Source organism: Pseudomonas sp. BF-R-01 (assembly GCF_019946615.1).
Classification (GTDB): domain Bacteria; phylum Pseudomonadota; class Gammaproteobacteria; order Pseudomonadales; family Pseudomonadaceae; genus Aquipseudomonas; species Aquipseudomonas migulae.
In genome coordinates, this window is record NZ_JAGYFX010000099.1 from 1 (window position 1) to 22,053 (window position 22,053).

At 60.5% G+C, this 22,053-nt stretch carries 23 protein-coding genes; 10 read left to right on the plus strand and 13 right to left on the minus strand.

What is annotated here, in order from left to right; all coding sequences use genetic code 11:
• Nucleotides 1–92: 92 nt before the first annotated feature.
• Nucleotides 93–926, minus strand: coding sequence for an aldo/keto reductase (locus tag KGB27_RS25560; RefSeq protein WP_223556770.1), 834 nt, complete (start codon nt 924–926; stop codon nt 93–95).
• Nucleotides 910–2,658, minus strand: coding sequence for an FAD-dependent oxidoreductase (locus KGB27_RS25565; RefSeq protein WP_223556771.1), 1,749 nt, complete (start codon nt 2,656–2,658; stop codon nt 910–912). The genes KGB27_RS25560 and KGB27_RS25565 overlap by 17 nt, the downstream gene beginning before the upstream one ends.
• 173 nt (nt 2,659–2,831) lie before the next feature.
• Here KGB27_RS25565 and KGB27_RS25570 point away from each other — a divergent pair, with 173 nt between their 5' ends.
• From KGB27_RS25570 to KGB27_RS25585, 4 genes are all read left to right on the plus strand, one after another.
• Nucleotides 2,832–3,608: an IclR family transcriptional regulator gene (locus KGB27_RS25570; RefSeq protein ID WP_008028937.1), complete on the plus strand. Its 777-nt coding sequence runs from the start codon at nt 2,832–2,834 to the stop codon at nt 3,606–3,608.
• A 139-nt stretch (nt 3,609–3,747) separates the two neighbouring features.
• The gene (locus tag KGB27_RS25575) at nt 3,748–4,803 is read left to right on the plus strand and encodes a Gfo/Idh/MocA family protein (RefSeq protein WP_223556773.1); all 1,056 of its coding nucleotides are present in this window, start codon (nt 3,748–3,750) and stop codon (nt 4,801–4,803) included.
• Between the two features lie 2 nt (nt 4,804–4,805).
• Nucleotides 4,806–5,621: a sugar phosphate isomerase/epimerase family protein gene (locus KGB27_RS25580; RefSeq protein ID WP_008041926.1), complete on the plus strand. Its 816-nt coding sequence runs from the start codon at nt 4,806–4,808 to the stop codon at nt 5,619–5,621.
• A gap of 117 nt (nt 5,622–5,738) precedes the next feature.
• On the plus strand, nt 5,739–6,617 hold the full coding sequence (locus KGB27_RS25585; protein ID WP_008028930.1) for a DMT family transporter: 879 nt from the start codon (nt 5,739–5,741) through the stop codon (nt 6,615–6,617).
• A gap of 6 nt (nt 6,618–6,623) precedes the next feature.
• On the opposite strand, the gene KGB27_RS25590 is transcribed toward KGB27_RS25585, so the two are convergent.
• From KGB27_RS25590 to KGB27_RS25600, 3 genes are all read right to left on the minus strand, one after another.
• Nucleotides 6,624–8,246: a methyl-accepting chemotaxis protein gene (locus tag KGB27_RS25590; protein WP_008028928.1), complete on the minus strand. Its 1,623-nt coding sequence runs from the start codon at nt 8,244–8,246 to the stop codon at nt 6,624–6,626.
• 95 nt (nt 8,247–8,341) lie between these two features.
• On the minus strand, nt 8,342–9,598 hold the full coding sequence (locus KGB27_RS25595; RefSeq protein ID WP_223414472.1) for an MFS transporter: 1,257 nt from the start codon (nt 9,596–9,598) through the stop codon (nt 8,342–8,344).
• Nucleotides 9,599–9,886: 288 nt separating this feature from the next.
• Entirely contained in the window at nt 9,887–10,033 is a 147-nt protein-coding gene (locus KGB27_RS25600) for a hypothetical protein (protein ID WP_223556775.1), read from the minus strand.
• Between KGB27_RS25600 and quiC the strand changes: the two genes are divergently transcribed.
• Together quiC and KGB27_RS25610 are read left to right on the plus strand one after the other, a co-directional pair.
• Nucleotides 10,032–11,933 carry a 3-dehydroshikimate dehydratase QuiC gene (gene quiC, locus KGB27_RS25605; protein ID WP_207285506.1) on the plus strand — a complete coding sequence of 634 codons (1,902 nt, stop codon included), beginning with the start codon at nt 10,032–10,034 and terminating at the stop codon, nt 11,931–11,933. The two genes, KGB27_RS25600 and quiC, sit on opposite strands and share 2 nt — an antisense overlap.
• A gap of 102 nt (nt 11,934–12,035) precedes the next feature.
• Entirely contained in the window at nt 12,036–12,713 is a 678-nt protein-coding gene (locus KGB27_RS25610) for a TetR/AcrR family transcriptional regulator (RefSeq protein ID WP_223556777.1), read from the plus strand.
• A gap of 95 nt (nt 12,714–12,808) precedes the next feature.
• Here KGB27_RS25610 and KGB27_RS25615 read toward each other — a convergent pair whose 3' ends face one another.
• The 3 genes from KGB27_RS25615 to KGB27_RS25625 form a co-directional block, all read right to left on the minus strand.
• Entirely contained in the window at nt 12,809–13,663 is an 855-nt protein-coding gene (locus KGB27_RS25615) for a shikimate dehydrogenase (RefSeq protein ID WP_223480587.1), read from the minus strand.
• Between the two features lie 5 nt (nt 13,664–13,668).
• Entirely contained in the window at nt 13,669–14,109 is a 441-nt protein-coding gene (gene aroQ, locus KGB27_RS25620; RefSeq protein WP_008028918.1) for a type II 3-dehydroquinate dehydratase, read from the minus strand.
• 140 nt (nt 14,110–14,249) lie between these two features.
• Nucleotides 14,250–15,161, minus strand: a complete 912-nt coding sequence (locus KGB27_RS25625; protein ID WP_008028916.1) for a LysR family transcriptional regulator — start codon at nt 15,159–15,161, stop codon at nt 14,250–14,252.
• 215 nt (nt 15,162–15,376) lie between these two features.
• On the opposite strand from KGB27_RS25625, the gene KGB27_RS25630 reads away from it, so the two are divergent.
• A complete protein-coding gene (locus tag KGB27_RS25630) occupies nt 15,377–15,805 on the plus strand; it encodes a DUF4160 domain-containing protein (RefSeq protein ID WP_192418910.1) in 429 nt (142 codons plus the stop codon).
• Complete coding sequence (locus KGB27_RS25635) at nt 15,802–16,248, plus strand: DUF2442 domain-containing protein (RefSeq protein ID WP_223434740.1); 447 nt, start codon at nt 15,802–15,804, stop codon at nt 16,246–16,248. The genes KGB27_RS25630 and KGB27_RS25635 overlap by 4 nt, the downstream gene beginning before the upstream one ends.
• A 54-nt stretch (nt 16,249–16,302) precedes the next feature.
• Here KGB27_RS25635 and trmA read toward each other — a convergent pair whose 3' ends face one another.
• Both trmA and KGB27_RS25645 read right to left on the minus strand, forming a co-directional pair.
• Nucleotides 16,303–17,382, minus strand: a complete 1,080-nt coding sequence (trmA, locus tag KGB27_RS25640) for a tRNA (uridine(54)-C5)-methyltransferase TrmA (protein ID WP_008028912.1) — start codon at nt 17,380–17,382, stop codon at nt 16,303–16,305.
• On the minus strand, nt 17,379–18,674 hold the full coding sequence (locus tag KGB27_RS25645; RefSeq protein WP_008028910.1) for an NCS2 family permease: 1,296 nt from the start codon (nt 18,672–18,674) through the stop codon (nt 17,379–17,381). Before KGB27_RS25645 ends, trmA begins: the two co-directional genes overlap by 4 nt.
• Before the next feature lie 222 nt (nt 18,675–18,896).
• Here KGB27_RS25645 and KGB27_RS25650 point away from each other — a divergent pair, with 222 nt between their 5' ends.
• Entirely contained in the window at nt 18,897–19,343 is a 447-nt protein-coding gene (locus KGB27_RS25650) for a DUF4879 domain-containing protein (protein WP_008028908.1), read from the plus strand.
• 66 nt (nt 19,344–19,409) lie between these two features.
• Nucleotides 19,410–19,961, plus strand: a complete 552-nt coding sequence (locus tag KGB27_RS25655) for a DJ-1 family glyoxalase III (protein ID WP_008028906.1) — start codon at nt 19,410–19,412, stop codon at nt 19,959–19,961.
• 6 nt (nt 19,962–19,967) lie between these two features.
• Here KGB27_RS25655 and KGB27_RS25660 read toward each other — a convergent pair whose 3' ends face one another.
• The 3 genes from KGB27_RS25660 to KGB27_RS25670 all read right to left on the minus strand — a co-directional run bounded on the left by KGB27_RS25660 (nt 19,968) and on the right by KGB27_RS25670 (nt 21,872).
• Nucleotides 19,968–20,255: a HigA family addiction module antitoxin gene (locus KGB27_RS25660; protein ID WP_207285512.1), complete on the minus strand. Its 288-nt coding sequence runs from the start codon at nt 20,253–20,255 to the stop codon at nt 19,968–19,970.
• 13 nt (nt 20,256–20,268) lie between these two features.
• Complete coding sequence (locus KGB27_RS25665) at nt 20,269–20,547, minus strand: type II toxin-antitoxin system RelE/ParE family toxin (RefSeq protein ID WP_223451840.1); 279 nt, start codon at nt 20,545–20,547, stop codon at nt 20,269–20,271.
• 86 nt (nt 20,548–20,633) lie between these two features.
• Nucleotides 20,634–21,872 carry an MFS transporter gene (locus KGB27_RS25670; RefSeq protein WP_223556779.1) on the minus strand — a complete coding sequence of 413 codons (1,239 nt, stop codon included), beginning with the start codon at nt 21,870–21,872 and terminating at the stop codon, nt 20,634–20,636.
• Nucleotides 21,873–22,053: the final 181 nt, after the last annotated feature.

Consider the following 22,053-nt stretch of genomic DNA (forward strand, 5'->3'; position numbering starts at 1 on the left):
CCCTATGACTTGTAGGAGCCGGCTTGCCGGCGATGGCGCCCGTAAGATCGCTATCGCCGGCAAGCCGGCTCCTACGAAAAGCAGTCCGGTGCTTACCGGTCGAACGCATCCCACACCGGCGCGAAGTCAGGGCTGACCAGTCGTTCGCGTTTCGACAACCCGGCAATCAACGCCCGGTCTTCGTCATCGAGCTGGACGTCCAGCGAGGCCAGGTTGGCCAGTTGATTAGCCTCGCTGCTGGCCTTGGGGATCGCCGCAACGTTCGGTTGATCAAGCAGCCATTTGAGCGCCACTTGTGTTGGCAGAACCCCGTGTCTGGCGGCGATCTGCTGGATTTGCGGGATGTCCGAGACCTTGTTGCGGGCCAGCGGCGAGTAGGCCGTCAGTGCCAGGTCATGTTGACGGGCGTAGTCCAGCAGCGCGTTTTGTCCGAGCAACACGTGGTATTCGACCTGAATGGCTGACAGCGGCGCGCCCAGTTCTTCGACGACTTTGCGCAGCAGCGGCAGCGGAAAATTCGCCACGCCGATATTGCGCGCCAGGCCTTGCTCCTTGAATGACACCAGGGTTTCGATCGTGCGTGGCAGGTCCCAATCGGTGGTCGGCCAGTGGACCATGAACAGGTCAACGTAATCGCTGCGCAAGGCCTTGAGGCTGCGGTCCATGGAATGGCGCATGGCATCGGGTTGCAGTTGATCCCACCAGACTTTGGTGGTGACGTGGATCTGCTTGCGAGGCGTAGGACTGTTCACCAGCGCCTGACCGACGGCCTCTTCGTTGTTGTAGGCGGCAGCAGTGTCGATATGCCGATAACCCAACTTCAACGCCTGTTCAACGGCGCGTGTGCATTCTTCGCCGAGCATCGGCCAGGTGCCGAGGCCGAGTTTGGGCATGTTCAAACCCTGTGCATTAACGATGCGCTGCATGGTCGATCTCCTGTTCGTAAGCAGTGATGCCGGCGATATGTCGCGCGGCGATGTAGCCGAACGTCAGCGCCGGGCCGAGATTAATGCCACCGGCGGGGTAATGCCCGCCCATGATGCTGGCCATGTCGCCGCCCGCGGCGTACAGCCCGGCGATGGCCTGGCCGGATTCGCCGAGGACCTGGGCGTGTTGATTGACCTTGAGCCCGGCGAAGGTGCCGAAGCAGCCGGGCTGGACCTTCACCGCGTAAAACGGCCCTTGCTCGATGGGCGCAACGCACGGGTTGGGTTGCTGCAAGGCGTCACCCTGTTTGCGGTTGTAAGGCGTCGAACCGCGGCCAAACAAGGGGTCTTCACCGTTGCGCGCATGCTGGTTGTAGTCCGCCACAGTGCTGCGCAACCCGTTCGGGTCGATGCCGCAGGCGTGGGCCAATTCCTCGATCGTGTTGCCGGTTTTCAGATAGCCGCTGCGGATAAAGGATGACAACGGAACCGGAAACGGCCGAGAGATGCCCAGCCCATATCGGCGTTGAAAACCATGGGTGCAAATCAGCCAGGAGGCAACCTCTTCGCCGGCAGGCGCAGCGGCAACCATGGCCGTTACATAGTCGTAGTAGCCGTTCGCTTCATTGACGAAGCGCTGGCCGTTGCTCAGTACGCCGATGATCCCCGGTTTGCCCCGTTCGATGATGTGCGGGAAGTGACCGATGCTGCCATCCCTGTGTGGCACTTGCGAAACCGGCGCCCACGCTACGGGAGAGGCCATGTCGGTGTTGACCCGGGCCCCGGCGCTTTCGCCCAGGCGCAAACCGTCACCGGCCACACCGAGTGGTGGCAGCGCCCAGTGTTCGTTGCCGGTCGGTGTGCGCGGGAACAGTGCCTTGCGCCGCTCGATGTCATTGGCAAACCCACCGGCCGCAAGCACCACAGCCTTGCGCGCATGGATGCGGACCTTGCCCTTGGCGGTGCTCACCAACGCGCCCCGGACCTGATCGCCTTCGCGAAGCAACTCACTGACAGGCGCTGATTCCCAGAGCAGTACGCCGAGGTCTTCAGCAGATTTTGCCAGGCGTGCGACCAGCGCCACGCCGTTGACCAGCTGCATCGCCCGGCCATGCACAATCAGGTCGAGCAGGTGCCGGGTGAAGCGCCGGGTGACGTGCCACGCGGCGGGCACCGAACGGGTCAGGTTGAGAAACGCGGCCAGGTCCGCCCCCGCCATGATCGGCATGCCCATGAACGAAGTTTCCCGCATGGTTTTGCGAAGACGCCTCAGCAGCTTGCCGACTTTTCGTCCGTCATAGGGCGCAGCGATCACCGAACGTCCGCCCGTTCCGGCACCGGGCGTATCGCCATGTATGTCGGCGATGGCATTGCCATCGGCGAATTGCAGCGAGGTGTGCTGTTCGAAAAAGGCGACCATCCGAGGGCCCGCCTCAAGGAACGCATCGATCATTGCCGGTTCGTAGCGCTCACCGAGTTCATGCTTGAGATAGGTGCGTGGCAACTCGACGTCTTCGACGATGCCGGCGCGGCGGGCCAGAGGGTTGCACGGCACCCAGGCCCAGCCGCCGGACCACGCCGTGGCTCCGCCGAATACCGGGTCTTTCTCCACCACGATGACTTTCAATCCGTGCCATGCAGCGGTGACCGCTCCCGATAACCCGGCGGCACCGGAGCCGACGACCAATACATCGCAGTCGATGTCTGGTGAGCTGTGGGATTCGGCAGGCATTGTCTAAAACTCCAGTGCGTATTTTTAGAATTGGATTCCAGAAAATATAGCGATGTGAATCCGCTCGGCAACCACTCAGCCGATAAAACGGGCGGTTACCGAACAAGCAGTTCCACATTTCGCATTAGGCGGTTTGTCTTCTAGAATCGGGCAAATTTCAGGCGGAACCTTCCATGGCCGGCAGTCAGATCGAACGTGTTTTCAGCGTGCTGGAAAGCCTCACCAGTGACCCTCGCGGCCTGCCGATGCAGACGCTGGCAGAGCAATTGGACATCCCTAAAAGCGCGACTCATCGCTTGCTCGCCGAGCTGATTCGGCTGGGTTACGTGCGGCAGAATCCGGATAACCTGCGCTATCACTTGTCGACCAAACTGGTGGCCATGGGGTTCCGTTATCTGTCGGGAAGCGGCGCCGATATCGTGCAGCCAGTGCTTGATCGCCTGGCCCAGGAAACCGGCGAACTGGTGCGCCTCGGGGTCATCGAGGGCGAGCGTCAAACCTGGATCGCCAAGTCCCAGGGCGCCCGCTCCGGTCTGCGTTACGACCCGGACATGGGCCGTGATGCGCCGCTGTTTTACACGGCGTCGGGCCATGCGTGGCTGGCGTGCATGAGTGACGCTGAAGCGTTGTCGCTGGTGGAACGCCAGGGCGGCGAGCGGCCAAAAGACCTCGGGCCGAATGCGCCGCGCTCCAACATTGAATTGCTCGAGCGCCTGCGTCTGGCGCGGGAGCAGGGCTACGCCTGGGTTGAAGAGAGCTCGGCGGTGGGCACTTCGGCGATTGCGGCGGTGGTGCGTCACCCGAGCGATGGGCGAGTGATCGGGGTGCTGAGCATTGCCGGGCCGAGCGCGCGGATGCCGGGGGCGCGGCTGCATGAGTTGGCACCGCTGTTGTTGAGATTTGCCGAAGAGTTGTCGGCGGCGAGTCTCGCGTCGGAATTCTTCAGTTAACCACCGCCGCACAGGAATCTTTGTTCGCCGGAAAGTTGTGCGTTGTTCGCACGCTTTCGTGAATCGCTTGTGTAAGAATCTGGAACCAGGTTCTAAATTGTTGAGGGTCAATCAACAATAATCACAAGAGGACCGCACCATGACTTCGCCCGTTCGCATCGCCCTGATCGGTGCCGGCAACATGGGCCAGCAGCATTACCGGCATCTGCACACCCTGAAGGACGCGACCCTGTGCGCGGTAGCCGATCCTGGCCCGCAAGCGGCAGGCCTCGCAGCCGAATGGGGCGTGGGGTATTTCGCCGATCACCGTCAGATGCTGGAGCAGGTGAAGCCGGACGCGGTCATCGTGGCCAACCCGAACACGCTGCACGTCAGCACCGCACTCGATTGCCTGGCTGCCGGCGTGCCGGTCCTGCTGGAAAAACCGGTCGGCGTGCACCTGGATGAGGCGCGCGAGTTGGTAGCCGCCTCGAAAGCCACCGGCGTCCCGGTGCTGGTCGGCCATCATCGTAGGCACAATCCACTGATCGTCCGCGCCCGCGAACTGGTGCAAAGCGGTGCTTTGGGGCGGCTGACGACGGTGACGGCGCTCTGGCAATTGCGCAAACCCGACAGTTATTTCGAAACGCCGTGGCGCCGCGAGCCAGGCGCGGGAATGTTGCTGACCAACCTGATCCATGACCTCGATCTGCTGCGCCATCTGTGCGGCGAAGTGCGGCAGGTTCAAGCGATCACCAGTAATGCCGTGCGCGGGTTTGCCAACGAGGATTGTGCGGCGGTGTTGCTGCAATTCGACAACGGCGCACTGGGCAGCCTGACCGGTTCCGACGCGGTGGCGGCGCCCTGGAGTTGGGAGCTGGATTCCGGGGAGAACCCGGTGTATCCGCGTCAGGCAGATCAGCCGTGTTATTTGCTGGCCGGTACCGGTGGTGCGTTGAGCATTCCGCAACTCAAGCGCTGGCATTACGGCGACGCTGATGGGGGATGGCATCAACCCTTGTTGCCGATGCAGGAAAGTGTCAGCGCCGATGAAGCCCTGGGTTTGCAGTTGCAGCATTTCGTGCGCGTGGTGCGTCGGGAAGTCGAGCCGTTGGTCAGCGCTGCCGATGCGGCACGCACACTGGCGTTGATCGAAGCCATCCGCGAAGCCGCCGAAACCGGTCGCGCCTGCACCCCCGTGGTGATCGAGGAATGAACATGAATGAACGGATTTTTTCCCTGGCCAGCCTGACGGTACTGGAGTTGTCACCGCCGCAGATGGTGGACGTCGCGGCACGTGCCGGGTACAGCCACGTGGGACTACGCCTTGAGCCGGCGACACCCGAAGAACATCACTTTGCGCTGGTAGCCGATGTCGGTTTGCGACGTGAGACGCTGGCACGGCTGCGCGACACCGGTATTCGTGTGCTGGATGTTGAAATCCTGCGTCTTAAACCGGACACCGTCGTCGCCGACTTCGAGAAAATTCTGGCAGTCGGTGCGGAGTTTGGTGCCAGTGAATTGCTGGTGGCGGGTAACGATTCTGACGAGCAACGGCTGACGGAAAACTTCGCCCGGCTCTGTGATCTGGCGGCGCCTTACGGACTGCACCCGCACCTGGAGTTCATGCCCTGGACTGATGCGCGCAATCTTGAACAAGCGGTGCGCATTGTCGAAAACGCTGATCGTGAAAACGGCGCGGTATTGGTTGATGCTTTCCATTTCGACCGCTCGGGTTCTCGGCTGGAAGATCTGGCCAAAGTCGCCCCGTCACGGTTACGGTATGCGCAGTTGTGCGATGTGGCGGGGCCGCGACCGACGGACATGGCGGAGATTTTGCGTCAGGCCCGCAACGAGCGACGTTTTCCAGGTGATGGCGATTGTGATCTGGCGGGGTTGTTGCAGTGTTTGCCGGCCGATATTCCGCTAAGCCTGGAGATTCCAACGGTGAAGTTGTTGGAGCAGGGCGTGAGCGGGTTGCAACGGGCGCAGATGGCGATGGATAAGGCCCGGGAATTGTTGGCAAGAATCTAGAAGGTGCTGCGCACCTGTTCGCGGGCAAGCCACGCTCCTACAGGGTTTTCCATTGCTTTTGTAGGAGCGAGGCTCGCCCGCGAAGCTTTTGACTTTCGAAGTAAAAAAGGATCCCCAATGACCGTCAGCACCCCGCTCTCCGGCGTAAACCAACCCTTCAAAGGGATTTTGCTGATCGTCTTCGCCACCTTTCTCTTCTCCAGCCATGACGCCTTGTCGAAATACCTTTCGGGGTTCTACCCGATCGTCATGGTGGTCTGGGCCCGGTATGTGGTTCACACCTTGTTGATGGCCGGGATTTTTCTGCCGCAATCCGGGCTGCGAGTCCTACGCACCAAACGGCCGTTGCTGCAGTTGCTGAGAGCGTTGTGCCTGCTGGGCACCAGTCTGTTTTTCACCACAGGCTTGCAGTACATCCCGTTGGCCGAAGCCACCGCGGTCAACTTTCTTGCACCGGTCCTGGTGACTGCGCTGTCGGTGCCGCTGCTGCGTGAGCGCGTCACCCGTGGCCAATGGATCGCGGTGATTTGCGGATTTATCGGCGTATTGATCATCGTCCACCCCGGCGGCGATCTGTTCACGCCAGCGGTGCTGCTGCCGCTCTGTTCGGCGCTGTTTTTCTGCTTCTATCAATTGCTCACCCGCAAGCTCAGCAGCGTCGACAGCCCGACCACCAGCAACTTTTTCGCCGGGTTGTGCAACACCCTGGTGATGAGCGCGCTGGTGCCGTTCTTCTGGCAAGTACCGAGCCTTGGGCATGGATTGATGATGGTTGCGCTGGGTGCGTGCGGGATGACGGCGCACTTGTTTCTGACTCAGGCATTCCGCTACGCCGCTCCGGCGCTGTTGGCGCCATTCGGCTATTGCCAGATTGTCTTCGCTGGTTTGCTCGGCTGGTTGCTGTTTTCCCACACGCCGACCCTGACCACGGTGGTCGGGATCGCGGTGATTTGCTGCAGCGGTTTGGCGGCGGCCTGGCAGCAAAGCCGTCGCTGAACAGGGTCAGAATCTGAAGCGCACCACCAGGTTTTGCAGGCCGGTCGCCAGTTGCGACAGTTCCTGGCTGGTGGCGCTGGTCCGGGTCGAGGCGTCGGCACTTTCCAGCGACAGGTCGCGGATGTTCAGCAAATTGCGATCCACCTCGCGGGCCACTTGCGCCTGTTCCTCTGACGCGCTGGCGATCACCAGATTACGTTCATGGATCTGCTCCATGGCCCGGGTGATTTCTGCCAGTGCCAGACCCGCCTGTTCGGCAATCGACAAGGTATCGGCGACGCGCTGACTGTTGTCGTGCATCGACAGCACCACGCTGTCGGTATCGCCCCGCACCCGGCCAATCATCTGTTCGATTTCGCGGGTCGATTGCTGGGTGCGATGAGCCAGCGCCCGTACTTCATCGGCCACCACTGCAAACCCACGCCCGGCTTCCCCGGCGCGGGCGGCCTCGATGGCGGCATTGAGCGCGAGCAGGTTGGTCTGTTCGGCGATGGCGCGGATCACGTCCAGCACCTTGCCGATTTCCCGGGATTGCTCGGCCAGCGTCTGCACCTGTTGCAGAGCGAGGCCGGCATTGCTGCTCATCGCCTGAATCGAATCCAGTGTCTCAATGACCCGCGTCTGGCCCTGGTTGGCTTGCTGCGTGGACAGGCGAGTGCTGTCGGAAGTCGACACCGCGTTACGTGCGACTTCTTCCACCGCGACCGTCATCTCGTTGACGGCCGTGGCGGCTTGTTCGATTTCATTGTGTTGCTGTTGCAGTCGAGCGGAATCCTGCCGAGTGTTCTGATTCATCTGCAGCGCAGCCGCCGCCAATTGCGTCGAGGTGCCGCTGATCAGTTGCAGGGTTTCGCGCAGGCTGGTTTGCATGGCCGACAAGGCCTTGAGCAAACGTGCGGTTTCATCGCTGCCGTGGCTGTGGATCGGTTTACTCAAGTCCCCGGCGGCGACTTGCTCGGCCACGGCGACAGCCTGACGGATCGGAACGACGATGCTGCGAATCAGCAGCCAGGCCAGGCACAAGGTCAGGAGCGCAACGGCGATCAGCGCACCGATCACGGTGAACTTCACCTGGTTGTAAAGCGAGTCGGCCTGGTTGGCCGACAGGCTGACTTCATTGGCGGCAAGGGCCATCAATTCGGCGAACTGGTCACCGGTCTGGGTCGAGTACTCCTGGATTTTGCCGTTGAGCAGCGCGGTCATGTCTTCGCTGCGGTTCTCCCGCGACAGCGCTTCGTATTGCGCCAACGCCTGACGGTAACGGGTGACGGTGGCGACGAACTTTTCGTACGGCTCCCGGTTGTAATCACCGACCAGCGGGGTGAATTTTTCCAGCGTCTCGCCCAGCCAGCCTTGTACTTGATGCAGGCGTGTGACGGTAGCATCGAGCACTTTGGGGTCGCGGTTGAGTGCCATGCGCAGGCTGAGTACGCGAATGCTCAGGACATAGTCGCGGATTTCACCCAGGTAGCGAACGCTCGGCAGGGAGATGTTTTCCGTGTGCTGGCCGGTGGCGCGGACCTGCGCAACCTGTTTGAGGGCGAACAATCCCTGCAACAGAACCAGCAGGGCGATAACGCCGAAGCTGATCACGGCGCGTTTGGCAATGCTCAAGTGACCTGGCGACATGGTGGGTCTCTGTGGTGTTGAGAAAAAAAGGGGCATTCATAAATCCTGCGCATAAAAAAACGCAGGCCCGGGATCAGGCCTGCGTTTGGGGTGTATCAGTTTTCGACTGTAGGAATCTTGCGCGGCGCCATGAAGTACATCCAGGTCAGCGCGATGAAGTACATCGCCGGAATGATGGTGAACAGCACGGTGTAGTTGTTGTTGGTGATGGTCAGAATGTGGCCGACCAACTGGGTCATGAACATCCCGCCGATCGCGGCGCACATGCCGCCGAAGCCGAACACCGTACTCATCATGTGTTTAGGCGTGTAGTCCATCACCAGGCTCCAGATGTTCGCGGTCCAGGCCTGGTGTGCACCGATGGCCAGGGAGATCGCAAACACCGCCACCCACAGGCTGCTCGAACCGGCGGCCATGACCACGCCGATGATGCAGCAGGCGAACAGGAACATCGACATCAGGCGCGCCTTGATCGGGTTGATCCCGCGGCCGATCAGGAACGAGGACAGGATGCCGCCGCCAACGCTGCCGAAGTCAGCGGTGAGGTAGATGATGATCAGCGGGATACCCATCTGGGTCACGTTGATCCCCAGGTTGTATTGCTGATTGAGGAACGGTGGCAGCCAGTACAGGTAGAACCAGAACACCGGCGCGGTGATCGAGTAGGCGAGGGCGAAGGCCCAGGTGCCACGCATGCGCAGGATTTTGGAGAACGGTACGCGGGATTGTTCCGGTTCGACTTCCTTCTGGATGTAGTCCAGTTCCGATTGTTTAACGCTTGGGTGATCTTCCGGGTTGAAGTACTTCAGGCCCCAGAACAGCAGCCAGATACCGCCCAGCGACGCCATGCAGAGGAACGCGGCTTGCCAGCCCCACACGTGCAGGATCAGTGGCAGCAGCATCGGGGTGAACATCGCACCGACGTTGGTGCCGGCGTTGAAGATGCCGGTGGCCACGGCGCGTTCGCCGGCCGGGAACCACAACCGCGTGGTTTTCACGCAAGCCGGGTAGTTGGCGGCTTCGGTCAGCCCGAGGATAAAGCGGCAAACCATGAAGCCGACCGCTGACGTGGCCAGGCCATGGGCGCCGGTTGCCAGGCTCCAGAGCAGCACGGCGCAGAAGAACACGCGCTTCACGCCGACCCGGTCGATCAGCCGGCCTTGCAGCACGAAACCGATGGCGTAGCCGACCTGGAACCAGAAGTTGATGTTGGCGTAATCCATCGCCGTCCAGCTCATTTCCTTGGCTAGGATCGGCTGCATCACGCCCAGTGCGGCACGGTCGATGTAGTTCAGGGTGGTGGCGAAAAACACCAGCGCCAGCATGCCCCAACGGGTCTTGCCGACGGCCATGGCGCCGCGGATCTTGTCGCCGATGCCACCGACGGCAGGAGTCGTGGAGGAACGCTCCACGGGAGAGCTTTGAGAAGGAGTCATGTAGGCCACCGATTATTTTTATGTGGTGTTCTGAGTCTTGGGTCACCGAGACCGATGGTTGTGACCGGACTCAATGTGTAGTGGATGGTGGGCAGTGGACGAAAAATCGTCAATTCGCCAAAGGCCATTGTGTTCGATAATCGCACGGAAAACTAACCGGATAGTACACTTTGAATTGCTGTGCTCGATACTACGGCCAATAATTTACTCCATGAAAAACGCGGTCCCTGTAGGAGCCGGCTTGCCGGCGATGGCGTCCTCAAGATTGCCTTCGCGAGCAAGCTTCGCTCCTACAAAAAATGCGTGCAATGCCCCTAACAAGATGGTCTCCACCACCGGGAGTCGAAACATGCAGCGTTCCATTGCCACCGTGTCCTTGAGCGGTACCCTGCCGGAAAAACTCGAAGCCATTGCCGCCGCCGGTTTCGACGGGGTGGAGATTTTCGAGAACGACCTGCTCTATTACGACGGCAGTCCTCGGGAAATTAAACAGATGTGCGCCGATCTCGGGATCGCCATCACGCTGTTTCAACCGTTCCGCGATTTCGAAGGCTGCCGCCGCGACCGCCTGCCGCGAAATCTGGAGCGGGCCGAGCGCAAGTTCGACCTGATGCAGGAACTGGGCACTGACCTGGTGCTGGTGTGCAGCAACGCTTCCGCCGATTCCGTGGGTGATGAGCAAATCCTCATCGACGACTTGCGCCTGTTGGCCGAACACGCCGGTGCGCGTGGCCTGCGAATCGGTTACGAGGCGTTGGCCTGGGGCCGACACGTCAACACCTGGCAGCAGGTGTGGAACATCGTTCGCCAGGCGGACCACCCAAGTCTGGGCGTGTTGCTGGACAGTTTCCACACGTTGTCGCTCAAGGGCGATCCGAGTGCCATCGCCGACATTCCCGGCGAGAAAATTTTCTTCGTGCAAATGGCTGACGCGCCGATCCTGGCCATGGACGTGCTGGAATGGAGCCGGCATTTCCGCTGCTTCCCGGGCCAGGGCGAATTCGATTTGCCGGGGTTCCTCGCGCCGATCATCAAAAGTGGCTACACCGGGCCGTTGTCGCTCGAGATCTTCAACGACGGCTTCCGCGCCGCACCGCCACGGGCCAACGCCGCCGATGGTTTGCGTTCGTTGCTGTACCTGGAGGAGAAGACCCGCGAGCGGCTGGCGCAGGAAACCAAACCCACGGCCAGCCCGGACATTCTGTTCGAGACGCCGAAGGCCAGTGAATACAACGGCATCGAATTTCTTGAGTTCGCCGTGGACGAAAGCCTCGGCGCCAGGCTTTCTCATTGGCTGGAGCGGCTGGGCTTCGTCAAGGCCGGTCAACACCGTTCAAAAAGCGTGAGCCTGATGCGTCAGGGCGACATCAACCTGATTCTCAACTCCGAGCCCTACTCGTTTGCCCACAGCTTTTTCGAAGCGCATGGCCCGTCGCTTTGCGCCACTGCGGTGCGGGTCAATGACAGCGCCAGCGCGCTGGCCCGGGCCGTGGCTTACAAAGGTCAGCCTTATCGCGGACTGGTCGGCCCCAATGAGCTGGAACTGGCTGCGGTGCGCGCGCCGGATGGCAGCCTGATTTACCTGGTGGACCAGGACGCCGACGTCTACGGCACCGACTTCAATCTGCAACCGACGGAAACGGCCAGCGGTGGCCTCAAGCGCATCGACCACATGGCCATGGCGTTGCCGGCCGACAGCCTCGACAGTTGGGTGCTGTTCTACAAAAGCCTGCTGGATTTCGAAGCCGATGACGAAGTGGTGCTGCCCGATCCGTATGGTCTGGTAAAGAGCCGGGCACTGCGTAGCCGCGACAGTTCGATCCGCTTGCCGCTGAACATTTCCGAGAACCGCAACACCGCGATTTCACACGCGCTGTCGAGTTATCGCGGCTCCGGTGTGCATCACATCGCGTTTGACTGCGACGATATCTTTGCCGAAGTCCGTCGGGCCAAGGAGGCGGGCGTACCGCTGCTGGATATCCCGCTCAACTATTACGATGACCTGGCGGCGCGGTTCGATTTCGACGACGAATTCCTCAGCGAACTGGCTTACTACAACGTGCTCTACGACCGTGATGCCCAGGGCGGTGAGTTGTTCCACGTTTACACCGAGCCGTTCGAAGGGCGGTTCTTCTTTGAAATCATCCAGCGCAAGAACGGCTATGCCGGTTACGGCGCGGCCAACGTGGCGGTGCGGCTGGCGGCGATGGCCAAGTCCCGCAGCGGCGCCGTTCGTCAGGCGAAGTTGTAGCAATTTCGTAAACGCGAGGTTAAACCGCTGCCGCGCGGCTTCCTTCACTGTGCCGTGCGGCTCATAATCGCCAGCCTGTGCAGTGATGGCCGTGAGCCCGCAATGACAATGACATCAGAACTCTCCGTAGCGCCCGACGAACCCTTGGCCGAGCCACGCAAGAGTCGCAAGAACAACCCGGAAAAGACCCGCGAGAACATTCTTCAAGAGGCCATTGTAGAGTTCGTCCAGCAGGGGCTTTCCGGCGCTCGCGTCGATGCGATCGCCGAGCGCATTCACACCTCAAAACGCATGATCTATTACTACTTCGGCAGTAAGGAACAGCTCTACATCGAGGTGCTGGAGAAGCTCTACGGCGATATCCGCAGCACCGAAAACCGCCTGCACCTGGCCGAACTGGCGCCGGTGGAGGCGATTCGGCGGCTGGTGGAGTTCACCTTCGATCACCATGATCGCAATGTCGATTTCGTGCGCATCGTCAGCATCGAGAACATTCACAATGCCGAATTCGTGAAGCGCTCCGATGCGATCAAGGCGATGAACAACACCATTCTTGATTCACTGGGCGTGATATTGCGTCGCGGGGCTGAAGAGGGTGTGTTCCGGGAGGGACTTGAGCCCTTGGATGTGCATCTGTTGATCAGTTCGTTCTGCTTCTATCGCGTGTCGAACCGCCATACGTTTGGTGAGATTTTTCAGATCGACCTGCCGGACGAAAGCATCAAGCAGCGTCATCGAGAGATGATTTGCGAGTCGGTGTTGCGATACCTGCAGGCCTGACGCGTATTTGTAGGAGCCGGCTTGCCGGCGATGGCGTACTCAAGGGCGCCATCGTCGGAACGCCGCCCGCAGCAAGCCGGCTCCTACAATTTGCGTTAACCATTCATGCTTTGAAAATGCGCCAGCATTCGCTGTGCATCCGGCACCACGCCGCTGAACAATTCAAACGCCTTCACCGCCTGAAACACCGCCATGTTGCCGCCATCCAGTGTCCGGCATCCCAAGGCGCGGGCGTTGCGCAGCAGTTCGGTTTCCAGTGGGAAGTACACGATTTCCGCCACCCACAACTGTGGCCTTAGCAACTCCACCGGGACCGGCATGCCAGGCAGTTTTTTCATGCCCATGGGCGTGGTGTTTACCAGACCGTCAGCCTGAGCCAGCGTGTTCGGCAAATCATGACCCGCCACGGCTCGGCCAGCGCCGAAATGCTGATTGAGATTGTCCGCCAGACTCTGCGCGCGACTGATTTCCACATCGAAAATGCTCAGCCGCTGTACGCCTTCGCTCAATAGCGCGTGGGCCACCGCCGCACCGGCACCACCGGCGCCCATCTGGACGACACGCTCAAGGGCAACGCCCTGCAAGCCACGGCGAAAACCTTCGGCAAAACCCAGGCAATCGGTGTTGTGGCCGATGCGTCTGCCGTCCTTCAACACCACCGTGTTCACCGCGCCGATACCGCGGGCTTCCGGCGACAATTCGTCAAGCAGGGGGATGATCGACTGCTTGCACGGAAAGGTGATGTTCAGACCGGTGAAGTTCATACGTTCCGCCGCCATCAACAGGTCGGGCAGGGCGCTGCTGTCGAGTTTCAACTGATCTAGATCGATCAGGCGGTAGAGGTAACGCACACCCTGGGCGTCGCCTTCATGTTCATGCAGTGCGGGCGTACGGGACGCCTGAATGCCGGCGCCGATCAGCCCGGCCAGTACCGCGTTGTTCTGAGTCACGGCGTTCACCCTTTCAAGCGCAGGCTGAAATGCTCCAGCGCCAGGCGATAGCCGTGGCTGCCGAAACCGGCCATTACTGCGGTGGCAATGGCTGAAACAAAGGAGTGGTGGCGGAAAGGTTCACGAGCATGGACGTTGGACAGGTGGACTTCGATCACCGGCAATTCGCTGGCGACCAGGGCGTCACGAATGGCGACCGAGGTGTGGGTCCAGGCGGCGGGGTTGATGACGATCCCGGCGCAACGGCCGCGGGCGGCGTGAATCCAGTCGAGCAGTTCGCCTTCATGGTTGGTCTGGCGAAACTCCACCGCCAGGCCGAACTCTTCGGCGGCCCGGCCGCACAACGCTGCGATATCCGCCAGGGTTTCGTGGCCGTAAGTTGCCGGTTCACGGGTGCCGAGCAGGTTCAGGTTCGGGCCGTTGAGCACCAGAACGATAGGGTTCATCAGGGTCTCTCCACATATTATTTTTGGCATGGGCTGATGCTTCAGCCTGTGGAGATAAATTGTACTAGATGGTTAATTTGGTCAATTGAACAGGCGCCAAGACGGAGGTTTGTGTGCGGTGATCGGACGGTTTCGGCATCTCAACGCGGCAAATGCTCGATCAGAAAATCAATAAACGCCCGTAATCGCAGAGGCACATGGCGGCTTTGCGGGTAAAGAAGGGTGAATGGTCGTGACCGTCCGCCGTAAGGTTTGAGGATTTCCACCAGCGAGCCATCGGCCAACTCCTTTTCGACGATAAAACGATAAGTCTGGAAGAGACCCGCCCCATGTTTGGCCAGGGTCACGCCGCCCAGCACGTCGTCGGAACAACTGAGATCGCCCTCGGCGAGGATTTCGCGCTGCACGCCATCGTCGTTGAACAGCCAGGCAATCCGCCGACCGCTGCTGGGCAAATCGTACTGGATGCATTCATGATTTTTCAGGTCGTCCAGGGTTTGCGGCGTGCCCGCGCGCTTCAGGTAATCGGGGCTGGCGATCATCACCAATTGCGCGTCCTCCAGTTGCCGGGCGATCAGCCCGGAATCCGGAATCGCCCGCACGCGGATGGCCAGGTCATAGCCTTCACCGACGAAATCGATGTTGCGATTGCTGATGTGCGACTCGACTTTCACCTGCGGAAAACGCTCCCGAAACGCCGGCAGCAACGGCAGGATCCGGTGATGTGCATACGTCGTGGGAATACTGATGCGCAAGGTGCCGGAAGGCTCTTGCTGCTGGCCCATCACCTCGCGTTGGGCCTCGACCAATTGCGCCAGCGCCTGACGACATTCTTCGTAATACCGGCGCCCGCTATCCGTCAGTTTGACGCTGCGAGTGGTGCGCGCGAACAGCCGCACGCCCAGGCGTTCCTCCATGCGCGACACGGACCGACTCACCGCTGCCGGCGTCACGCCAGCGACCAGCGCAGCGGCGGTGAAGCTGCCCGCTTCGGCGGCGAGGCAAAACAGTTCGATGCTGCCGAGCTGAAGATCGTCGAATGTTCGCTGCATGATTGATTACACCGGGGATCAAATGGAGGGCCTGATGCAGTGTTTATCAAATTGGTGAAAGGATTGCTTACCATTTTTGCAGCTTATCGCCATGCCCTGTGCGAGTTGGAACGCTAGCCTCAAGTTCGGGCGATAACGTGCAGGCTTGCACCGATTATCGGATTTTCAAGGGAATGACGGGTCATTGGGCTAATTAACCTAACGGATGGGTTAGCATGAAATTGTTCAGCTACAAAGGGCTTTCAATGGTGATCATGTTGCGCGATGAACACTGCCCACCGCATACGCATGTAGACGCTGGAGCCTGGAGCGCACGCTTCAAGTTCTGCTTTTGGCACAACGGCGTAGAGCTGTGGGATGTGGTGCCTCATTCCAACCGGCCACCTGCCGCCGTGCTGGAAGGCTTGCGTCACGCACTCCGACAGCCTGCTCATTTGCGTCGTGCCCGTAAGATCTGGTGGGAAAAGCTGCACACGGTCTGCCTCAATCATCAGATATGGGACTGGCAGACCAGCGAAGTCGCCGTGGTGAAAAGGATTGCCAGTGCGACCAACATGATTTATTCGGCTTGCTATGAGCCCGAGACGAACAAGACCTTGCTGGCGCTGTTTGGCGTATCGGAGGGTGTGGAGATCAAGTTATGAAATCTATAGAGGCGAAAACACTGGCGGATCGGCCTGTGACAGAAGCCGCGCTGGATACGGCCATCCGTCGTGGGCAAGCGCGTCACAAAGGTGGTTTTCAGGTGACGGCCGTGACCTTTGTGGAGCCGTGTCTGGCGGTCAGTTTCGTTGATGGCAGTGGCGTGCTGCTGCCGGTGCAGCACTATCCGGAGTTCGATGGATTCGAGGTCGAGGATTTCGCCGACCTGAAAGTCGGTTTTTCCGGAGCCGCCCTCTGCCATGAGGGCAAGGATTTGCATGTATCCATCGCTGGCATGATTTCGGCGAGCAAGCCGCTGATGGACATGGCCGCCTCGGTCATTGCTTCGCGCAATGGTCGCCAAAGCAGCGCCGCCAAAGCAGAGGCTGCGCGGGCCAATGGTCGCAAGGGCGGACGTCCGCGCAAGCCAGAAATCACCGAATGAGCACGCACAAAAAAGCCGTCGAAATGACGGCTGTTTTGTATCGAACGGCTGCAATCAACGCCGGGTCAACAACACCCCGGATTCCATGTGGTGAGTCCACGGGAACTGGTCGAACATTGCGCATTGGGTAATGCGGTGGGTGTCGTGCAACTGGGCGATGTTGGCCGCAAGGGTTTCCGGGTTGCAGGAGATGTACAGGATATTGTCGAAGCGTCGGGTCAACTCGCAGGTGTCCGGGTCCATGCCGGCGCGAGGCGGGTCGACGAAGACGCTGCCGAACTCGTAGCTCTTGAGGTCGATGCCGTGCAGGCGACGGAACGGGCGAACTTCGTTCAGGGCTTCGGTCAGCTCTTCGGCGGACAGGCGCACCAGCGTGACGTTATCCACCGCATTTTCGCTGAGGTTGCTCAGCGCCGCGTTGACTGAGGTCTTGCTGATTTCTGTGGCCAGCACTTTGCGTACGCGGGTCGCGAGCGGCAGCGTGAAGTTGCCGTTGCCGCAATACAGTTCCAGCAAATCGTCCGGGCGGTCGCCGAGTGCGTCGTAAGCCCAGTTCAACATCTTCTGGTTCACGGTGCCGTTGGGTTGGGTGAACGCGCCTTCCGGCTGGCGGTAGCTGAACGTGCGGCCACCGACTTCCAGTTTTTCGACCACGTAATCATGGCCGATCACTTCGCGTTTGCCTTTCGAGCGACCGATCACGCTGACGTTCAAGTCGGCTGCCAGCTTCGATGCCGCCGCGTGCCAGTGTTCATCCAGCGGGCGGTGATAGCACAGGGTAATCATCGCATCGCCGGCCAGGGTGGTCAGGAACTCCACCTGAAACAGCTTGTGGCTCAGGGCCGCACTGGCTTTCCACGCGGCCTTGAGCTGCGGCATCAGTTGATTGATGCGCAGGCTGGCAATCGGGAACTCTTCGATCAGGATCGGCGTGCGTTTGTCTTCCTGGGAAAACATCGCGTAGTGACGCTCGCCGGCTTCACGCCACAGGCGGAATTCGGCACGCAGGCGGAAGTTCTTCAGCGGCGAATCGAACACTGCCGGCTCCGGTGCATCGAACGGGGCCAGCAGGTCGCGCAGGCGCGAGACCTTTTCTTCGAGCTGAACGGTGTAAGCCTGGGAATCAAAAGTCATGCGTTGAACCAACCCAACTTGATCACAAACAGAATCGACAGAATCACCAGCGCCGGGTTCAGCTCACGGCCGCGACCGGACAGCAGCTTGATGGCGGTCCAGGAAATGAAACCGAAGGCGATGCCGTTGGCGATGGAGTAAGTGAATGGCATGGCCAGCGCAGTGACCACGACCGGTGCGGCAACGGTGATGTCGTCCCAGTCTATTTCGGCCAGGCCGGAAGTCATTAGGACTGCGACGAACAGCAGTGCCGGCGCCGTGGCAAATGCCGGAACACTGGCGGCCAGTGGCGAGAAGAACAGCGCCAGCAGGAACAGGATCGCCACCACAATGGCCGTCAGACCGGTGCGGCCACCGGCGCTCACGCCCGCTGCGGATTCGATGTAACTGGTGGTGGTCGACGTACCCAGCAACGAACCGGCCATGGCCGCGGTGCTGTCCGCGATCAGCGCGCGGCCCATTTTCGGCATGTGGCCGTCCTTGCCCATCAGGCCGGCGCGCTTGGCGACGCCGATCAGAGTGCCGGAGTTGTCGAACAGGTCGACGAACAGGAAGGCGAAGATCACGCTGACCAGACCGATGTCCAGTGCACCCTTGATGTCCAGTTGCAGGAAGGTCGGCGCCAGCGATGGCGGCATCGACATCACACCGCCGAACGGGGTGAAACCGAGGGCAATCGACGCAATGGTCACGACCAGTATCCCGATCAGCACCGCACCGCGCACGGCGAGGGCTTCAAGGGCAACGATCAGGGCAAAACCCAGGGTGGCGAGGATCGGTGCCGGTTGTTTCAGGTCACCGAGGCCGACCATGGTCGCCGGATTGCTGACCACGATGCCGGCGTTGTGCAGGGCGATCAGCGCCAGGAACAGGCCGATACCGGCAGCAATCGCCGAACGCAGCGGCAGCGGGATGCTGTTGATGATCCATTCCCGGATGCGGAAGATCGACAGCAGGAAGAAGCACACTGCCGAGATGAATACCGCGCCCAGCGCCACTTGCCAGGTGTGGCCCATGTGCAGGACCACGGTGTAGGTAAAGAAGGCGTTCAGGCCCATGCCCGGTGCGAGGGCGATCGGGTAGTTGGCGATCAGGCCCATGGTCGTGGAGCCGATGGCGGCTGCCAGACAGGTGGCGACAAACACCGCACCTTTGTCCATGCCGGTCTCGCCGAGGATGCTCGGGTTGACGAACAGAATGTAGGCCATGGCCAGGAAGGTCGTGACGCCCGCAAGAATCTCGGTCCGCACGTTGGTGTTGTGTGCCTTGAGTTGAAACAGCCTTTCCAGCATGTCTGCTCCCCGTGGCGCGCCCGGCGCCGTGAATGTATCGACCTCAACAGCAAAGCACAGACCGCTGCAGGCGCCTGGTAATTTTCTGTGGGTCGGAAAAAGCCGCGCATCATACCAGCCGCGTGGGGTTGTGGCTGCTTATGGTGGTGATCGTCGTCGATGTTTTGCGTTAAAGCCAAGTGCGCCATACTGCGCGCTGGTTTTGGGGGACATGGGGATTGCATGAAAAAGCGTCTGGTTAACGTATTTGGAGTATTGATTGCCTTGATGCTGGGGGCGCAAACCGCTTCGGCTGCCTCGGCGGCACCGTTGAGCCAGGTCAAGGTGCTCAAGGTCGAGTCGCCAGCCTGTGGGTTTGAAGACATTGGCGAAGGGCAGGAGGCAACACGCTGCGATCACAGCGGGCCGAACATCAAGATCTACGTGCTGGAAGTCGGCTATGGCCGCAAGGCGCAAGTCGGGCTGGACGGTTTTGATGTGGACGGCACCCGAACCCCGATCTGCGCCTTTGATAACGGCAACCTGACCGATTGCACCGTCGGCAGAAAAACCGTGGGCTATCTGTATGTCTTCGATCTGGCCGGCAAGCAGGAAGGCACGTTCACCTTCAGCAACACGTCCATCAATGCGCCGGGCAACACGCTGTCGACGCAGCTTTACATCAAGTAACGGCCGGCTCGAACAAGGGTCAGGAAAGCTGACTACGCTTTAAAGATCATCCTGTGGACTGCGCCCATGACCTTTAGAGCCCTGATTACCCTCGCCGAGGGCATCGATGACCTGCAAACCGTGACGCTGATCGATGTGCTGCGCCGCGCCAAGGTTGAAGTAGTGGTGGCCAGCATCGAGGGCCGGCGCATGCTCACCTGTGCCCGCGGCACCCGCGTGACGGCCGATGCAATGCTGGTGGATTTGCTGGCCCAGCCGTTCGACCTGGTCGCGCTACCTGGCGGTGCCGTCGGCGCGCAACATCTGGCCGGCCATCAACCCTTGCAGCAATTGATCAAGGATCAGGCGGCAGCCGGCCGTCTGTTCGCCGGCATCGCCGAAGCCCCGGCCCTGGCACTTCAGGCCTTTGGCGTCCTGCGTCAACGGCGGATGACGTGCCTGCCGACCGCCAGTCATCAACTGTCGGGTTGCAACTTCGTCGACCAACCGGTGGTGGTCGACGGCAACTGCGTGACCGCTCAAGGTTCAGGCGGCGCTTTGGAGTTTGCCCTGACACTGGTGGAACAACTTTGCGGCAAGGCCATGCGTGCGACGGTGGCGGGGGAATTGGTGGTTTAGAACGTGTCAGGCGTGAACGGCGAGGGGTTTGATGACCGGTTGCTCCCGCTGCTCTGCTTGCCAGAGATCGTAGTCGGTCTGAACCCCTAGCCATATCCGCGCCTTACCAATTCCGGCCCGCTCCAGACGGACTGCCAGGTCTGGACTGATCGGCGCATGGCCATGCAGCACCCGCGAAAGGTGAGGGCGTGCAAACCCCAAATGCCGGGCAAGTTCCGTCACGCTGATGCCCAGTTCGGGCAGGACGTCCATCAACAGTGTTTCGCCAGGGTGTGGCGGGTTGTGCATGGGCATGTCCTGCCTCCTGTCAGTGGTAGTCCAGATAGTCGACCAACTCGATATCCGAACCGATAAAACGAAAAATAACCCGCCAGTTTCCTGAAACGCTCAGTGACCAGAACTCGGCCAATTCGCCCCTGAGCGGGTGTAATCGCCATCCCGGTAAATCGAGGTCACCCGGTGCCATTGCGCGGTCCATGAATTGCAGCATCCGAGACAGACGCTTTGCATGGTCTGCCCGGATTCCACGCGTCGAACCTGTTTCATAGAAACCGCGAAGGCCTTTGTGCTGAAAGGATTTGATCATGGGTTGAGTGTAAGGCGTTACATTACACTCAATGCACTATCTATGTATTGCACCTGGTCGGCAAATTTGTGCTCTACCTCAGTATTTCAAACCTTGGCTTCTTCCACAGGCACATGCATGCGATCCCGGTTGGCCAGGGTCGGAAACAGTTTGATCCAGACCCCGGTCACCACCAGCGTGCCGATGCCGCCCATGACCACCGCCGGCACGGTGCCGAACCAATGTGCGGTGAGACCGGATTCGAACTCGCCCAGCTGGTTCGAAGCGCCGATGAACAGGCCGTTGACGGCGCTGACCCGGCCGCGCATTTCATCCGGGGTTTCCAGTTGCACGAAGGACGCGCGGATCACCATGCTGATCATGTCTGCTGCGCCCAATACGACCAGCACCGCCAGCGAGAACCAGAATGAAGTGGACAGGCCGAACGCAATGGTTGCGACGCCGAATACACCGACGGCGGTGAACATCACCCGACCGACCTTGCGATCCACGGAGAACCGCGCCAGCCATAGCGACATCAGCAACGCGCCCACTGCCGGAGCCGAACGCAACAAGCCCAGGCCCCATGGCCCGGTCAGCAGAATGTCCTTGGCAAACACCGGCAGCAAGGCCGTCGCGCCGCCGAGCAGCACGGCAAACAGATCCAGAGAAATCGCCCCGAGAATATCCGGTCGGCTGCGAATGAAGCGGATACCCGCCAGCAGCGAATCCAGGGTGGCCTTGCCTTTGTTCAACGGCGTTTGCCGCGCGGGCAGGTTGAGCATCAGCAGGCAGGCAATCACATAGAGAATCACGGTCGGGCCGTAGACCCAGACGCTGCCAAAGGCATACAGCAAGCCGCCGAGGGCCGGTGCGACGATGGTCGCCGATTGTTGGGCGGACTGTGCAGCAGCAACGGCGCGGGGGAACAGCGCGGAGGGAACGATACTTGGCAGCAGTGCCTGGGTGGTCGGCATCTCGAAAGAACGCGCGGCGCCGAGCAAAAACGCGAGGATGAAGATCATTTCCCGGGTGACATGGCCGGTGGCGCCGCCAATCGCCAGCGTCAAGGCAATCAAGGCTTGCAGCGACTGACAGATCGCCGCGACTTTGCGCCGGTCGTAGCGGTCGGCGACATGCCCGGTGTGCAACATGAACAGCACGCGTGGGGCAAATTCCACCAGGCCGACCAGGCCCAGATCCAGCACGTTGCCGGTCAGTTGATAGAGGTTCCAGCCGATGGCCACGGTGAGCATCTGAAAGCCGCTGGCGGTAAACACCCGGGCCAGCCAGAACGCGATGAAAGGGTGGTGATGACGTAACAGCAAAGGCGCTTGGCTGGGCATCGGAGGCAGATCTTGAGCGAGGGGAGGCCCGAGATTATCACCAACCTGTAACCAGAAGTTGCAGAGACGGGAAATTTAGTTAGCTAGACACCGATCCCGAAATCCCTGAAATCCCCTGTGGGAGCGGGCTTGCTCGCGAAGGCGGTGTGTCAGGCGACATGGATATCGGCAGGTGCGCCGC

Coding starts and splice junctions, on each gene's coding strand:
- KGB27_RS25570 (WP_008028937.1), top strand. CDS start 2,832: ATGGCCGGCAGTCAGATCGAACGTGTTTTCAGCGTGCTGGAAAGCCTC.
- quiC (WP_207285506.1), top strand. CDS start 10,032: ATGCAGCGTTCCATTGCCACCGTGTCCTTGAGCGGTACCCTGCCGGAA.
- KGB27_RS25600 (WP_223556775.1), bottom strand. CDS start 10,033: ATGTTTCGACTCCCGGTGGTGGAGACCATCTTGTTAGGGGCATTGCAC.
- KGB27_RS25575 (WP_223556773.1), top strand. CDS start 3,748: ATGACTTCGCCCGTTCGCATCGCCCTGATCGGTGCCGGCAACATGGGC.
- trmA (WP_008028912.1), bottom strand. CDS start 17,382: ATGACTTTTGATTCCCAGGCTTACACCGTTCAGCTCGAAGAAAAGGTC.
- KGB27_RS25560 (WP_223556770.1), bottom strand. CDS start 926: ATGCAGCGCATCGTTAATGCACAGGGTTTGAACATGCCCAAACTCGGC.
- KGB27_RS25610 (WP_223556777.1), top strand. CDS start 12,036: ATGACAATGACATCAGAACTCTCCGTAGCGCCCGACGAACCCTTGGCC.
- KGB27_RS25580 (WP_008041926.1), top strand. CDS start 4,806: ATGAATGAACGGATTTTTTCCCTGGCCAGCCTGACGGTACTGGAGTTG.
- KGB27_RS25585 (WP_008028930.1), top strand. CDS start 5,739: ATGACCGTCAGCACCCCGCTCTCCGGCGTAAACCAACCCTTCAAAGGG.
- KGB27_RS25650 (WP_008028908.1), top strand. CDS start 18,897: ATGAAAAAGCGTCTGGTTAACGTATTTGGAGTATTGATTGCCTTGATG.
- aroQ (WP_008028918.1), bottom strand. CDS start 14,109: ATGAACCCTATCGTTCTGGTGCTCAACGGCCCGAACCTGAACCTGCTC.
- KGB27_RS25590 (WP_008028928.1), bottom strand. CDS start 8,246: ATGTCGCCAGGTCACTTGAGCATTGCCAAACGCGCCGTGATCAGCTTC.
- KGB27_RS25625 (WP_008028916.1), bottom strand. CDS start 15,161: ATGCAGCGAACATTCGACGATCTTCAGCTCGGCAGCATCGAACTGTTT.
- KGB27_RS25670 (WP_223556779.1), bottom strand. CDS start 21,872: ATGCCCAGCCAAGCGCCTTTGCTGTTACGTCATCACCACCCTTTCATC.
- KGB27_RS25635 (WP_223434740.1), top strand. CDS start 15,802: ATGAAATCTATAGAGGCGAAAACACTGGCGGATCGGCCTGTGACAGAA.
- KGB27_RS25595 (WP_223414472.1), bottom strand. CDS start 9,598: ATGGCCGTCGGCAAGACCCGTTGGGGCATGCTGGCGCTGGTGTTTTTC.
- KGB27_RS25630 (WP_192418910.1), top strand. CDS start 15,377: ATGAAATTGTTCAGCTACAAAGGGCTTTCAATGGTGATCATGTTGCGC.
- KGB27_RS25660 (WP_207285512.1), bottom strand. CDS start 20,255: ATGCCCATGCACAACCCGCCACACCCTGGCGAAACACTGTTGATGGAC.
- KGB27_RS25645 (WP_008028910.1), bottom strand. CDS start 18,674: ATGCTGGAAAGGCTGTTTCAACTCAAGGCACACAACACCAACGTGCGG.
- KGB27_RS25655 (WP_008028906.1), top strand. CDS start 19,410: ATGACCTTTAGAGCCCTGATTACCCTCGCCGAGGGCATCGATGACCTG.
- KGB27_RS25565 (WP_223556771.1), bottom strand. CDS start 2,658: ATGCCTGCCGAATCCCACAGCTCACCAGACATCGACTGCGATGTATTG.
- KGB27_RS25665 (WP_223451840.1), bottom strand. CDS start 20,547: ATGATCAAATCCTTTCAGCACAAAGGCCTTCGCGGTTTCTATGAAACA.